This is a genomic window from Parasphingorhabdus sp., from assembly GCF_965233695.1.
In the GTDB taxonomy this organism is placed as follows: domain Bacteria; phylum Pseudomonadota; class Alphaproteobacteria; order Sphingomonadales; family Sphingomonadaceae; genus Parasphingorhabdus.
In genome coordinates this window covers 340,522-354,741 of record NZ_OZ247497.1, presented here as the reverse complement: position 1 = coordinate 354,741, position 14,220 = coordinate 340,522, and the positions used below count along the sequence as shown (strand labels likewise).

Annotated in this window: 10 protein-coding genes; 9 read left to right on the top strand and 1 reads right to left on the bottom strand. The window is 55.1% G+C overall.

Annotated elements, in window-relative coordinates:
* Positions 1-32: 32 nt before the first annotated feature.
* A complete protein-coding gene (locus tag ACO6S1_RS01620) occupies positions 33-1,469 on the bottom strand; it encodes an NAD-dependent succinate-semialdehyde dehydrogenase (RefSeq protein ID WP_422344622.1) in 1,437 nt (478 codons plus the stop codon).
* Between the two features lie 84 nt (positions 1,470-1,553).
* Here ACO6S1_RS01620 and ACO6S1_RS01615 point away from each other — a divergent pair, with 84 nt between their 5' ends.
* From ACO6S1_RS01615 to gspF, 9 genes are all read left to right on the top strand, one after another.
* A complete protein-coding gene (locus tag ACO6S1_RS01615) occupies positions 1,554-2,474 on the top strand; it encodes an SMP-30/gluconolactonase/LRE family protein (RefSeq protein ID WP_422344621.1) in 921 nt (306 codons plus the stop codon).
* Positions 2,471-3,118 carry an HAD-IA family hydrolase gene (locus ACO6S1_RS01610; RefSeq protein ID WP_422344620.1) on the top strand — a complete coding sequence of 216 codons (648 nt, stop codon included), beginning with the start codon at positions 2,471-2,473 and terminating at the stop codon, positions 3,116-3,118. Before ACO6S1_RS01615 ends, ACO6S1_RS01610 begins: the two co-directional genes overlap by 4 nt.
* Positions 3,119-3,304: 186 nt before the next feature.
* Entirely contained in the window at positions 3,305-3,679 is a 375-nt protein-coding gene (locus tag ACO6S1_RS01605) for a hypothetical protein (protein ID WP_422344619.1), read from the top strand.
* 300 nt (positions 3,680-3,979) lie between these two features.
* A complete protein-coding gene (locus tag ACO6S1_RS01600) occupies positions 3,980-5,503 on the top strand; it encodes a hypothetical protein (protein WP_422344618.1) in 1,524 nt (507 codons plus the stop codon).
* A gap of 75 nt (positions 5,504-5,578) precedes the next feature.
* Positions 5,579-8,272 (top strand): TonB-dependent receptor domain-containing protein, encoded by a 2,694-nt coding sequence (locus tag ACO6S1_RS01595; RefSeq protein WP_422344617.1) that lies wholly within the window; start codon positions 5,579-5,581, stop codon positions 8,270-8,272.
* Positions 8,273-8,420: 148 nt separating this feature from the next.
* A complete protein-coding gene (locus tag ACO6S1_RS01590) occupies positions 8,421-9,227 on the top strand; it encodes a type II secretion system protein N (RefSeq protein ID WP_422344616.1) in 807 nt (268 codons plus the stop codon).
* On the top strand, positions 9,227-11,428 hold the full coding sequence (gene gspD, locus ACO6S1_RS01585) for a type II secretion system secretin GspD (RefSeq protein ID WP_422346271.1): 2,202 nt from the start codon (positions 9,227-9,229) through the stop codon (positions 11,426-11,428). The genes ACO6S1_RS01590 and gspD overlap by 1 nt, the downstream gene beginning before the upstream one ends.
* Complete coding sequence (gene gspE, locus ACO6S1_RS01580; RefSeq protein ID WP_422344615.1) at positions 11,425-12,993, top strand: type II secretion system ATPase GspE; 1,569 nt, start codon at positions 11,425-11,427, stop codon at positions 12,991-12,993. Before gspD ends, gspE begins: the two co-directional genes overlap by 4 nt.
* Positions 12,986-14,200, top strand: coding sequence for a type II secretion system inner membrane protein GspF (gene gspF, locus ACO6S1_RS01575; protein ID WP_422344614.1), 1,215 nt, complete (start codon positions 12,986-12,988; stop codon positions 14,198-14,200). The genes gspE and gspF overlap by 8 nt, the downstream gene beginning before the upstream one ends.
* The last annotated feature ends 20 nt before the right edge of the window (positions 14,201-14,220 follow it).

Here is a 14,220-nt window from a genome sequence, read left to right as displayed (position 1 = left end):
TCTCCACATCCTCTCCCCCGGGGGAGAGGAAATCAACTCTGGTGAATGGCTTTGGTCACCATATAGGCTTTCAGGCCATCCGGGCCATCTTCTGATCCATGACCGGATTGTTTCACGCCGCCAAAGGGCGCATCGCCGGGGCTGACGGTCAGATTGTTAATAGCAACCATGCCCGCTTCGACCATGTCTCCGACAATATTGGCCGTGCGCAGGCTTTCCGTAAAGGCATAGGCAGCAAGACCCAGTGGCAGGCGATTGGCCTGTTCAATCGCTTCGTCCAATGTATCAAACGGGCGCATCGCGGCCACGGGACCAAAGGGCTCGTTGCTCATGATATCGGCTTGCAGCGGGACTTCGGTCAGCACCGTCGGCCGGTAGAAATAGCCATCACTGTCTATCGCTTCCCCGCCAAGACGCACGGTTGCGCCTTTGGCTTTGGCATCGCTGATGAGCTTTTCCATCGCCTCCGGACGGCGCGGATTGGCCAGCGGGCCCATGTCGATATTGTCGCCAAAGCCATCGCCGACCTGCACTTTCTCGGCGCGTTTGGTAAATTCGCTCGCAAATTTTTCATAGATGCCGGACTGAACATAGAAGCGGGTGGGGGACACACAGACCTGTCCTGCATTGCGATATTTTTGCATGGCGAGCAAGTCGAGCGCCTTGTCCAAATCACAATCGTCAAACACCAGAACCGGCGCATGGCCGCCCAGTTCCATGGTTGTGCGCTGCATATTTTCCGTCGCCAGTTTCATCAGATGCCTGCCGACCGGCACCGATCCGGTGAAGCTGATCTTGCGAATGATATCAGAGGCGATCAGGTGGGACGACACTTCGGACGGATCACCGAACACGACTTGCGCGGTGCCAGCGGGCAGGCCGGCATCGAGCAGACAGCGGATCATTGCAATCGGGCTGGCTGGCGTTTCTTCCGCTGGCTTGAGGATGATCGAACAACCGGAGGCCAGAGCAGGCGCCAGTTTGCGGGCGGGCGTATAGACCGGGAAATTCCACGGGCTAAACGCGGCCACGGGGCCGACCGGCTGATATTTGACGAAGCTATTCTGTCCGGTCGGGCGGACCAGCACGCGGCCATAACAGCGCTTGGCCTCTTCGGCCATGACATCAAACATCGCCGCCGATGCGGTGACTTCGCCGGTTGCCTGACCCACCGGCTTGCCTTGTTCAGCCGTCATCATCCGGCCAATTTCCGGCGCGCGTTCGCGCATCAGGTCGGCGGCTTTGTGCAATATCGCGGCGCGTTCATTCACGGGCGTATCGCGCCATTTCGGGAAGGCGCGCTTCGCAGCATCCAGCGCGCGATCAAGATCGGCCTTGCTGGCTTTGGGCAGATCGGAAATCGTCTTGCCCGTGGCTGGATTGACAACATGATGGACGTCGCGGTCCTCCACATCGATCCATTCACCATCGATATGGAGTTGCAGGGAGGGGGGGTAAGTGTTGGACATAGTTGCTCCTGTAACCGGTTGAGACAGCACTAGACTTGTCGCTGCATTCCCGCAATGACTGTAACAAAGACGGAGAGGAAAAATATGGAACTTGTCACCGATGGATTGCGTTTTCCCGAGGGTCCGATCGCGATGCCGGATGGCAGCGTCATATTGGTCGAGATTGCCGCGGGGCAACTGACCCGCATCGCTGCTGATGGTACGAAAGACGTTATTGCAAAACCGGGCGGTGGTCCCAATGGCGCGGCTCTGGGGCCGGATGGCAAAATCTATGTCTGCAACAATGGTGGTTTTGAATATCAGGAATCGGGCGGGTTTCTGACCCCTGCCGGCATAGCGAAAGACTATGCAGGCGGCCGGATCGAGCGGATAGATCCGCAAACCGGTGCAGTGGAAGTGCTGTATAAAAGCGGCGACTTTGACTGCGTCCTGCGCGGTCCCAATGACATAGTTTTTGATGAACATGGCGGCTTCTGGTTCACCGATCATGGCAAGACCGATTATGAAAATCGCATCCATGATATTGTCGGGATATTCTATGCCAAGGCCGATGGCAGCTTCATGGAAGAGGTGGTCTTCCCCTCGCAAAATCCCAACGGTGTCGGCCTGTCTCCCGACGGCAAGACGCTTTATGCGGCCGAGACTTTCACCTGCCGTCTGATGAAGTTCAACATTACCGAACCCGGTAAAGTATCTCCGGACGCGGGGCCAGGCGGTCCCGGCATCCCGGTCTATCGCCCTGCGGGCTATAAGTTTTTCGACAGTCTTGCGGTCGAGGAAAGCGGCAATATCTGCGTTGCGACTATCGGTGAATGCGGGATCAGCGTGATTTCCCCCGCCGGTGAGCTGGTCGAATTTGTGGCAACTCCGGATATCTTCACCACCAATATCTGCTTTGGCGGCGACGATATGATGGATGCCTATATCTGTCTGTCGGCAACCGGAAAACTGGTCAAAACCCGCTGGAAACGCCCGGGTTTGAAATTGGAGTATTTGAATAAATGAAATTCGACACCGTAATTTTCGACTTTGGCGGCGTGATCACCAGCTCGCCCTTTGATGCGTTTAACCGGCTCGAGGCTGCGCGTGGCGTGCCTATTCACAGTGTGCGGACGATCAACAGTACCAACCCGCATGATAATGCCTGGGCCAAGTTTGAACGCTCGGAAATTGATGCGGCGGGTTTTGATGCGCTTTTTGCCGAGGAAGCGCGCGCCATTGGTATCGAACTGAAAGGCAGCGATGTGCTGGCCTGTCTGGCGGGCGATATCCGGCCAGCGATGGTGGCGATGCTCGATACGCTCAAGGCCAGGGATTTTACCATTGGCTGCATCACCAACAATGTGCCGTCCGGCAAAGGTTCTGGCATGGCGCTGGATGATGGCAAGGCAGCGGCCATCGCGGCGATCATGGCGCGGTTCGATCATATTATCGAGAGCAGCAAGGCAGGTATCAGGAAGCCCGACCCGCGCATTTACGAAATGATGTGCGAGGCGTTGGACGTGCAGCCCGAGCAGTGCATTTATCTCGATGATCTTGGTATTAACTGCAAACCCGCCGCCACTCTGGGCATGGCGGCCATCAAGGTGACGGGTGAGGAGCAAGCGCTCAAAGACTTGCACGACCTGTTGGAAATGCCGTTCGGATAGCCGCCGCATTCGCCACAAAATAATCGCTTCTTACCCCAGTTAACAGACTGAAAGCATGGTGTTTTCAGTGGAAATGACGCTTGTCCGGCTGCTTTTCGTGACTCTTCCATGACAGAAATATTGCAGTTATGTTGCAGCTTTGGTCATAAAAGTGTAATACAGGGCCAAAGAAATAGGAGAGTGACTATGAAAAACGCAAAGAAAATTGCGTTCGCTATGGGCCTGACCATGGCCGCTTTGCCCGCACTGGCACAGGCGCAAGAAGGCGAAATTGGTTATGCCAAGGGTGCCTTGGCTTATGACGCCCTGATGTCTGGCGACAATCAGGCGGCCGTAGAAAAGCTTGAGAGCGGCAAGCTGAAAGATCCCGCCGTTATGATCAATCTGGGTCAGGCTTATGCCCGCACCGGACGAACGGGCGATGCAGCGAAAATGTTCACGGCGGCGATGAACAGCAACCGCAGCTTTGATCTTGTGCTGGCTGATGGTCAGGTGATCAATTCTCGCAAGGCGGCTGCAATCGCTCTCAACGATCTCAACGGACGGTTGGCTTCACGCTAAGCCGGTAATCCCGTCCACAGGATCAGGCGGTCGTTCACGCGGCCGCCTTTTTTGTTTCAACAATATTTATACTGATGCTTTTTTGCACCGCAGCATCAAAAACCAAGTGCTTCAGCCACTCCCGAACCGGCTGCAACAATCCTGAAATATTACTGTCTCCAAAGAGTCATGCAAACAGCATCGGCAGGTCATTTGCCGCGCCTAGTGCCCAAGTCCGAAGGCGATGGGGGCATTTTTGATTCGTTTCCACATCATCTGATCTGAAAATTTTGAAATCAGTAATCTGCGGAGACTTGATCCATGTTGAATAAGCAAATTCGTTCTGTCCTTTTTGCTGGTGTAGCAGCAATTGCGGTAACCGCCTGTGGCGCTGATGATGTGGCATCACCGGGTGAAGGTGTAGTGATTATTCCACCAACCCCCACGCCAACGCCAACTCCAACGCCGACCCCGACCCCGACCCCGACACCAACCGGCCCTGCGGCAGACTGCCCCACCGGTACAGCCAATGTCGGAACGATCACGACCGGCAATGGCGAAGAAGTGCGCAACTGCCAGATTTCGGGCGTTGTTACCGGAAATCTGGTTGTTCCGGACAATGCCGGTACGATCTATTCGCTTAACGGTGCGGTTGAAATTGGTGTTGATGGCGGCGCCACCGGGATCATTACCATCGAATCCGGCGTTGTGATGTTCGGTTCATCCGGCGGCGATTTCCTGCTGGTCAATCGCGGTTCCCAGATTTTCGCGGAAGGGACAGCATCTGAACCGATCATCATGACGTCGCGCCAGAATATTGAAGGCTCGACCAATGTGAACAGCATCGGCCAGTGGGGCGGTGTGGTCATTTTGGGCCGTGCGCCCATTTCCGATTGTGCAACCGGCGGTGCATCCAATCCGGGTGGCACGCGGACCGATTGCGAAGCGATTGTCGAAGGCCCGACTAACGCGGTTTACGGCGGCACCTTGCCAACCGATTCCAGCGGCCGGATGTCCTATGTACAGGTCCGCTATCCCGGTTTCGAAGTGTCGCCGGGCAACGAGCTCAACGGCATCACCCTGGCGGGCGTCGGCAGCGGAACATTCTTCCAGAATATTCAGGTCCACAACAGCTCGGATGATGGTGTCGAATGGTTTGGCGGCCGGGTAAACGGCAAAAACCTGGTGATGACCGGCATTGACGATGACTCGGTGGACTCGGACTCCGGCTATAAAGGCAACAACCAGTTTGTTCTGGTCGTGCAACGGGCCGGTGGCGGTGACCATGTCATGGAAGCGGATTCGAACGGCGACGAAGATGCCGAGCCACGGCAAGATCACAAGCTGGCCAACGTGACGTTCGTTTCCAGCGGACAGGACCATGTTATCCTGCTTCGTGGCGGCGGTGATTATGCCTTCTATAACAGCGTCTTCAACAGCCCGGCCGCCTGTATCGATATCGACAGCGCGACCACTATACAGGCCGCTGGTGCAGCAGCAGACGAAAACGGTCCGCCCGTCTTCGAATCTTTGTTCATGAGCTGCGCAACAGCATTTGTCGACGATGGCAATATCACCGTTGCCCAGATCCAGACCCTGTTTAACGCGGGCAGCAACAATACCGAATCAGGTACGTCGACTCTAGCAAATTCTGCCGCTGCCTTCCCGTTCATCAACGGTGCCAATGAAAATGGAGTGACCCCATTTGCGGTCAGCGGTGTCAACGCCTTCTTCGAAGACGTGTCCTATATCGGCGCGGTGCAGGATGCCAATGACACCCGGTTCCAGGGTTGGACATGCGGTCTCTATGCCGACGATTGTGCAACCGCACCGACAATTGGTTGATTGAAAACATAATGTCGGGATGGCGGCTCGCGCGGTCGCCATCCCCTTTTTTGAGTTTTAAAAAGGAATAATCCGATGACGAAGCGGGCATCTTTGGTCACCAGTCTATTTTTGAGCACGGCGCTGTTTTCGCCTGCTGCATTGGCACAAACAACGGCCGATGATGTCGCCGAGCAACCTGATTCCGCCGATGATGCTCCGGAAGAAGAAGTGGATATCTCGACCCCGGGTGGCGAGTTTAGCGGAGAGATTATCGTTCGGGGTAAATTCATCCCCAATCCGATCCGTGCGACATCAGAAGTTGTCTCGGTTCTGGGTGAAGAGGAAATCGCCCGTGCGGCCGATGGTGATATTGCCGGATCGCTCCAGCGCGTCACGGGCCTCAGTGTTGTCGGTGGCCGGTTTGTATTTGTTCGCGGTCTGGGCGAGCGTTATTCGCTGGCTCTGCTCAACGGCCTGCCGTTGCCGTCTCCCGAACCGCTGCGCCGGGTTGTCCCCCTCGATCTGTTTCCAACCAGCGTTATCGCATCGACCGTGGTGCAGAAAAGCTATTCGGTAAACTTCCCCGGTGAATTTGGCGGCGGTGTTATAAACTTGACGACCAAAGCGACGCCGGAAGAGCCGTTTTTGAAATTCAACTTTGGTATCAGCGGTGATACCGAAACCACCGGAAATCTGGGCTATACCTATGATGGCTCCGATCTCGATATTCTGGGCTATGATAGCGGTGTTCGCTCTATTCCCAACGGTCTGCAGCAAGCGATTAATCAGAATGTACCGATTTCTGTGGGCAATAATTTCTCCAGCCTCGACCTGCAGAATTTTGCCGCCAGCCTGAACAATGCCGAAACATCGCTGATTCAGCGGAACAACGATATTCCCGCCAATTTCTCGGCAGAAGTTACCGGCGGCACCACAGTCGATGTCGGTGATGCCTTTGTTGGTATCATTGCGACGGCAGGCTTTGAAAATAGCTGGCGTACGCGCGGCGGCGTCCAGCAAACATCGCAGGGCATTGTTAATATTGATGGCACGCCCGGATTGCTACCCGATCAGGACTTCAATTTCCTGACCACTGAAAACCGCATCATTGTCAACGGTTTGCTGGCCCTGTCTGCTGAGATTGACGAGCATAAGTTCCGCTTCACCAATCTTTATATTCACGACACGGTCAAAGACGCTTCGATCAAACAGGGCATCGATGCGATTAATGTCGATGAAGAAACCCTGCTCAACCAGAGCCGGACCAGCTGGTTTGAACGGCAACTATTCACCACCCAATTTGTCGGCGAGTTGAAATTTGATGAACTGTCCGTCGATCTGCGCGGCAGCTATGCCAATTCCAAACGCGATGCGCCCTATCAGCGCACGTCAAGCTATGCCTTTGACCGCTTGATCGCCAATGATTTTGTCAATGATCTGACGTCGCCTGGCGAATCTGCCCGTATTCGTTTCAGCAATTTGAATGACGATGTTTACGGCGCTGGACTGGATATTGGATATGAGACCAATATCGGTGTGCCGATCAACTTCACGGCCGGCTACAGCTATTATTTGAACGACCGTGATGCCGAACGCCGCGACTTCCGGTTTGTTCCAGCCAATGGCCTGGATAATCCCTTTGACCAACAGCGGATCGATTTTCTCCTTTCCGATTTCAATATCTTCACACAGGAAATTGAACTGCGTGAAGTGGCTGCGCAAACATCTGTCCCGGCCTATACTGCCGAACTGGAAATTCACGGGGGCTACGGCCAGGTTGACGCCGAACTGGCCGATGGCCTGCGCCTGAATGTTGGCGTGCGCTATGAAGACGCGCAGCAAGAAGTCCTGCCGATCACGCTGACCGGCGGCCAAGCCACCGTGGCGACCAATTTGAACAATGACTACTGGCTGCCTGCCGGAACGCTTACCTGGAATTTCGCAGATGACATGCAGTTTCGTCTGGCGGCTTCCAAAACCGTGGCGCGCCCGCAATTTCGTGAATTGGCTCCACAACAATTTCTCGATCTGGAAACTGACCGGACGTTTATCGGGAATCCGTTGCTGCAAGACAGTGAGCTTATAAATCTCGAAGGCCGGTTTGAATATTATATCGGTCGCGGAGAGCGGATCACGGTGGCCGGTTTCTACAAGGATATCGACAACCCGATCGAGAATGTCGCCTTTGTCCAGGGTGGTGGTACCTTGTTTACAGGCTTCTCGAATGCGCCGCAGGCTCAGCTCTATGGAGTTGAGTTGGAGCTGGTTAAATATTTCCCGCTTTACGATTTTGGCGGCACATTTTTTGAAGACCGCCGGCTGATACTCGCGGCTAACTATACATATACGGAATCAGAGATTAAGGTCGTCGATGGCGATACCGCAATCAATCCGGTCACGCTGCAACCGACCGGCGCGCTTAACCTGTTCGATGACGGTGACCGCCTGACCGGTCAATCCCGCCATGTTGCCAACCTGCAATTCGGACTGGAAAAAGAAGAAGGGCTGTCGCAGCAGACGTTTCTGGTGAGTTACAATAGCCCGCGCGTTACCGCACGTGGACCACAGGATCAGCCGGATCTGATTGAACGCACCGGCTGGCAACTGGATTTCGTGATGCGCGAAGCCCTTGAAATTGCGGGCCAGGAATTTGAGCTGAAATTTGAAGCAAGGAATATTCTGGGAACGGATTACCGCGAATCACAAACCCTGAACAACAGCACGATCATCAACAACGGATTTGATATTGGCACGCGATTCTCAATGAGTATCGGCATCAACTTCTAGGCTGAAGCCGCCACTGATTGTTTTAAATACACACCCTGTAATTTTTATGTCATCAATGAGTCGCGGGTTGGTCACCTAACCGTTATAGCGATGTCAGGGAAGCAGGATGCGGGGATTCGTGAAAATTCTATCTTCAAAGCAAATGTTTATGTCGGGCCAGCGATCTGGCTCATTAGGCCTTTATCCCATCTTATTGGGAGTTTTGTCGGTTATACTGGCAATTCAGCTTATCAGACTGGTCTGGCTGGTGGTCACGCCGCTCGGACCTCTGGGGGCCTGGCAGACGAAAGAGGTTGAAATATTATCGCCGCAATCCCGGTTGTCGCTGTTCAGCAGCTTTGATCCTTTTTTCCGGTCTGGACCGTCGGCCAGCGCCAATGTAGTCACGTCGCTGCAACTTACCTTGTTCGGTGTCCGGATGAATGAGGGTTCCGGCCTCGGCTCGGCTATATTGGCCGGACCTGACGGGGTACAGGAAAGCTATGCCGTTGGCGATGAAATCATGTCCGGTGTCAAACTGCATGCGGTGTTGTTTGATCATGTTGTGATTGATCGCGGCGGTGTCCGGGAAAGCCTGTATCTGGATCAGTCCATTCCGGCTGAAACGGTAGGCACGGATGATGTGGCCACAGCGCAACCGATTGGCCCGGCTCCGTCCGTGGACGGGAATATACCCTCATCAGACGTCATTGCCGCTGCTGTCGATTTTTCGCCGCGCAATACCGACGGAAAGGTGACCGGCATCGTCGTGTCGCCGAGGGGCGAGGGCGAATTGTTTCGGGCGGCGGGTTTCAGGGATGGTGATATCATCGTTTCGGTAAACGGACAGCCGGTCACATCGACCAGCGATATCGCGGCATTGAAACGAAGAATTGTCCCCGGCGCACGCCTCTCTGTCGAGGTGGAACGCGGGGCAGACACCGTTCCCATCTCGATCAACATGGGAGCGCAATGATGAAAAATATATTCTCCAAAGTCGCGCTCAAACTCACAGTATCTCTGGCTGTCTTGGGGCCGTTGGCCGCTGCACCGGCTATCGCGCAGCACAGCCTGAATGTCCGGGATGCCGACATCAGGGCGTTTGTTCAGGATGCGGCGCGTGTGACCGGCCGAACCTTCATTGTGGATAGCCGGGTACAGGGCAAAGTGTCGGTTGTGACTGACAGGCCGCTGTCGCGATCGGAATATTTCGAAATATTCCTCTCGACTTTGCGCGCCAATAATCTGGTCGCCATCCCGACCTCAGGCGGGGCCTATCGGATCCAGCCTGCAGATGGTGCGGCAACCCAGCCAACGCGGATTGGCACGCGGCAATCGCCAGCCAACCAGTTTGTAACCGAAGTCGTACGCCTGAAATCGATCGAAGCCACGGCGGCTTTGGAAACCTTGCGGCCGTTGATCAGCAAACAAGGCGCGATTACGGCAAATCGCAATGCCAATAGTCTGGTAATCGTCGATTATGCTGACAATATCCGCCGGGTGCGGGCATTGGTTCAACGGATTGACCAGGATAGCGCTGCGTCGACCATCGTGAACCTCAGAAACGCCGGAGCCCGGGAAATTGCGACATCGCTGCAAGCGCTAGCGCAACAGGGCGGAGAAGGCGTGGTTGCCCCGGTTACGGTTGTGGCGATTGATAGCAGCAACAGCATCGCCTTGCGCGGGGATCCCGGGGCGGTAGCAAAATTTGTGCAAATGGCAAAAGAGCTCGACCAACGCGCTGAATCCGGAACGGAAATCCGGGTTCATCAGCTCGATTATGCAAATGCAGAGCAGCTATTGCCCGTGATTGAACAGCTTATGGGACAAGGCAGCCCCGGAACAGCTGGGTCGACGCCAACCTCTGTCGCGCCTGCATCGGGGACCAATGGGAACGGCGCCGCCGCTCCAGCCGTGACGCCAATTTCGACCGGTGCCGGCGCGGGCGGCGGGATAGCCCGCCATGGCCCGGCCGTTGTGACTCGCTATGAAGGGACGAATGCGATCATTGTCGCTGCCAACCCTGATGTGCAGCGGATGATCGGTGAATTGATCCGGCAGCTTGATGCGCGGCAAGAGCAAGTCTCGGTCGAAGCGATCATTGTCGAAATTTCTGATTCTTTGGCCCGGGAACTGGGTATCCAGTTCCTGATCGGGGGCAAAGATACACCCTTTGCGGTTACCAATTTCTCCAATGCGGGTCCCAATATTGTGGACATCGCCGGAGGCCTGCTCGCGGATCAGTTTGACACGACAACCACTACGACCACCGATACGGCAACCACTACCACCACCAATAGTGCGGTGGGTGACAAGTTGCTGGAGAATGCAGCGGATGCGATATTGGGTGCGCGCGGTTCCTTTACCGGCTTTGCCACTTCGCTCGGTGGTGATGCGATTTTGGGGACGATCATCAACGCGGTTCAACGGGACTCGGATTCCAATCTCTTGTCGACCCCGTCCCTGACGGTGAACAATAACCTCAAAGGCAGCATCCTGTTCGGTCAGGAAATCCCGGTATCCACCGGCGAGGCTCTTTCGAATAATTTCGACAATGCCTTCCGGACCATCCAGCGGCAAAATGTCGGCATCGAGTTGGAAGTGACACCGCAAATCAACGCCGGCAATGAAGTCCGATTGGAGTTGCGGCAGGAGGTTAGTTCAATTGCCGGACCCGTTTCCGATGATTTTAACGAACTGATTATCAACAAGCGCGAGATCCAGACTACGGTTACGGTGGGCGATGGCGAGATTATCGCTCTCGGCGGATTGCTAGATGACAATGAACGCCGCACCATCGAGAAAATCCCATTTCTCGGCGATATTCCATTGCTTGGCGAGCTGTTCAAATCGCGTGGTAGAGAGCGGGTGAAAACCAATTTGATGGTCTTTATCCGGCCCAAGATCTTGCGGAGCCGTGCGGATGCCAGGGCTTTCTCGGCGCGTCGCTATGGTTATATCCGCGATCGTCAGTTACGCCGCGATCCAGAACTTGAGCCTTCACTGGACGTGCTGGTTCGCGACTATCTGGGCGCTGTACCTCCGGTAGCGGAATCGCGGCCGGGAGACGAGATTATCTATGCGCCGGGCGCTGTTACAACGCCTCAAAATAGCGGGCCGGTTGAACCCGTTCCGGTCGCCCCCAGCAATCCAGAAGCGGAGAGAGAGGACGAATGAAAATCGCAAAAGGAACAGACATAGACAGTTCCAGCGATACTGAAAAATCTGCTGGTGAACCGCCAGTGGTCTCTCCTCCGCTTTTAGACATTCCTTATTCCTTTGCGCGCGATCATGGCGTGCTGTTGATGCATTCCGATGGCAATCGTTTATCGGTTGCGATGCGTGAAGGCTCGGATCCGCAGGCATTGCTGGAAGTTCGCCGTTATCTGGCGATGCCTTTCGATGTCGAATTGACCACGCCAGAGGCTTTTGAAAAATTGCTTTCGGAACATTATGCGATGGACGGCAGTGCTGCCGCCATGGCGGGTGATATGAGCCTCAACAATGATGCGCTTGATGATATTGCAGGTGATATTCCGAGCGCCGAAGATTTGCTGGACAGCGCCGATGATGCGCCGACCATTCGTCTCATTAACGGCATTATCGCAGAAGCCGCGAGACAAGGTGCTTCGGATATTCATATCGAGCCGTATGAAACCGGGCTGGTGGTGCGGATGCGTGTTGATGGTGTTTTGCAGGAAAAATTGCGGATGCCGCCTCATGTTGCCTCGGTCATTGTCAACCGGATCAAGGTCATGGCGCGGCTGGACATTGCGGAGCGACGGATTCCGCAGGATGGCCGGATCAGCCTTACACTGGGCGGAAAGCTGCTCGATGTGCGCGTTTCGACCTTGCCCAATCGCGCCAATGAACGCGTTGTCATGCGGATTTTGGACAAAGAAAGCGCGGCGATCTCGCTGGATTTGCTTGGCATGTCCGAAACGACCCATGAAATTCTGACCGAAGCACTGGCAGAACCGAACGGGATTATATTGGTCACCGGGCCGACGGGCTCTGGTAAAACAACAACGCTCTATGCCGGTCTAAAACAGCTCAATGACGGCAGCCGCAATATATTGACCGTCGAAGATCCGGTGGAATATGCGATTGACGGTATCGGTCAGACGCAAGTCAACGCCAAGGTGGGCTTGACCTTCGCTGCTGGCCTGCGCGCCATTTTGCGGCAGGATCCTGATGTCGTGATGGTTGGTGAAATTCGCGACAGGGAAACGGCAGAGATTGCCGTGCAGGCCTCGCTCACAGGCCATCTGGTGTTGTCGACGGTGCATACCAACGATGCGGTAGGCGCCATAACCCGGATGCGCGACATGAAGGTGGAACCGTTCCTGCTCGCCTCGACGTTAAGGGCGGTGGTCGCCCAGCGGCTCGTGCGCAAACTATGTCCGCATTGCCGCGTTCCGATACAGGCAGATGGTAGCCTCGCCTCGCTGCTGGGCTTTGACAACGGCACGGTGGTGTATCGCGAAGTGGGTTGTGATGAATGCAATCAGACCGGTTTTCAGGGCCGCATTGGCGTGTTTGAAGCAATCCGGGTCGATGAAACGATACGCAAATTGATCAATGACGGCGGTGATGAAGCCCGCATTGCCGCCCATGCTTTCCTCAGGAAACCCAATCTGGGCTCGGCGGCACGGACGCTGGTGCGCGAGGGTTTAACCACTGCCGAGGAGGGCATAAGGATCTCGCGCCGCGAAGTGCTGGATGAACAGGTCGATGCCTGATTATTCCTACACAGTGATAGATCCCAAGGGGCGGGAAAAAACCGGCAGATTGGCTGCCGACAGCAACGCTGCGGCACGCGCCAAACTGGCAGAGCGTAAACTCTATATCGTAAAGGTTGAAACAGCCCAGGGCGTCGAGGCGAAAGATAGGCGCAGCCTGTTTGGTCGCAAGCGATTACGGACCAAAGAATTGACCTTGTTTACCAGACAATTGTCATCATTGGTGCAGGTAAGTCCGCTGGAAGAAGCGCTGCGGACAATCGGTCAGCAAAATGAGAAGCCCCACGTCCGGGATCGCATAGGATCGGTCCATAGCGGGGTTATTGAAGGGCAGCGCTTGTCGGAAGCAATGCGCCGTGAGCCGGGCAGTTTTCCGCCACTCTATCGTGCGATGATCTCGGCGGGTGAAAGTTCCGGGACTTTGCCCGATATTACCGAGCGGCTCGCCAATTTGCTGGAACGGCAGGCTGAAATGCGCGGCAAGCTGATTAGCGCGCTCGCCTATCCGATCATTCTGGCACTTGTCGCCATATTGGTCGTGGCGCTGCTGATGATCGCAGTCGTTCCCAAAGTTGTCGAACAATTTGACGATGTGAACCAGCAACTGCCATTCGTCACCCGGCTGGTGATTGGCATATCGGACTTTCTCGCCAATTGGTGGGGCGCGATTTTGGCCGGTTTCGCTATTCTCATTGTCATTGCATGGCGCGCCTTGAAAGAGCCTGCAATCAAATATCGCTTTGACGGCTTTTTGCTGCGCATACCGTTTTTGGGACGATTGCTGCGCGACCTGCACGCCGCTCGTCTGGCCCGGACCCTGTCAACCATGGTGGCGAGCCGATTGCCGATCTTGGAGGGATTGCGACTGACGAGCCGGACAATCAACAACGCGGTTTTGCAAAAAGCATCGGAAGACATGGTCGAAGCGATACGCGGCGGGGGTAGCCTGTCCAAAGCGCTCAAGAATACCGGCGTGTTCCCGCCTATGCTGGTATATCTGACCGCCAGCGGTGAAGCATCCGGTCAACTGGACGACATGTTGGCACGGGCGGCGGATTATCTTGAGCGGGAATTTGATAATTTCAGTTCGACAGCTTTATCATTGCTGGAACCGATTATCATAGTCTTGCTGGGTGGTATTGTTGCAGTCGTGATTTTGGCTATATTGTTACCGATATTACAGCTTCAGAATCTTGCCGGACTATAGGGCGAGATTGATAGGAAAAC

What these genes read in the sequence shown, in the direction of transcription:
- ACO6S1_RS01620 (WP_422344622.1), bottom strand. Translation starts at nt 1,469, where the DNA reads ATGTCCAACACTTACCCCCCCTCCCTGCAACTCCATATCGATGGTGAA.
- ACO6S1_RS01615 (WP_422344621.1), top strand. Translation starts at nt 1,554, where the DNA reads ATGGAACTTGTCACCGATGGATTGCGTTTTCCCGAGGGTCCGATCGCG.
- ACO6S1_RS01610 (WP_422344620.1), top strand. Translation starts at nt 2,471, where the DNA reads ATGAAATTCGACACCGTAATTTTCGACTTTGGCGGCGTGATCACCAGC.
- ACO6S1_RS01605 (WP_422344619.1), top strand. Translation starts at nt 3,305, where the DNA reads ATGAAAAACGCAAAGAAAATTGCGTTCGCTATGGGCCTGACCATGGCC.
- ACO6S1_RS01600 (WP_422344618.1), top strand. Translation starts at nt 3,980, where the DNA reads ATGTTGAATAAGCAAATTCGTTCTGTCCTTTTTGCTGGTGTAGCAGCA.
- ACO6S1_RS01595 (WP_422344617.1), top strand. Translation starts at nt 5,579, where the DNA reads ATGACGAAGCGGGCATCTTTGGTCACCAGTCTATTTTTGAGCACGGCG.
- ACO6S1_RS01590 (WP_422344616.1), top strand. Translation starts at nt 8,421, where the DNA reads ATGTCGGGCCAGCGATCTGGCTCATTAGGCCTTTATCCCATCTTATTG.
- gspD (WP_422346271.1), top strand. Translation starts at nt 9,227, where the DNA reads ATGAAAAATATATTCTCCAAAGTCGCGCTCAAACTCACAGTATCTCTG.
- gspE (WP_422344615.1), top strand. Translation starts at nt 11,425, where the DNA reads ATGAAAATCGCAAAAGGAACAGACATAGACAGTTCCAGCGATACTGAA.
- gspF (WP_422344614.1), top strand. Translation starts at nt 12,986, where the DNA reads ATGCCTGATTATTCCTACACAGTGATAGATCCCAAGGGGCGGGAAAAA.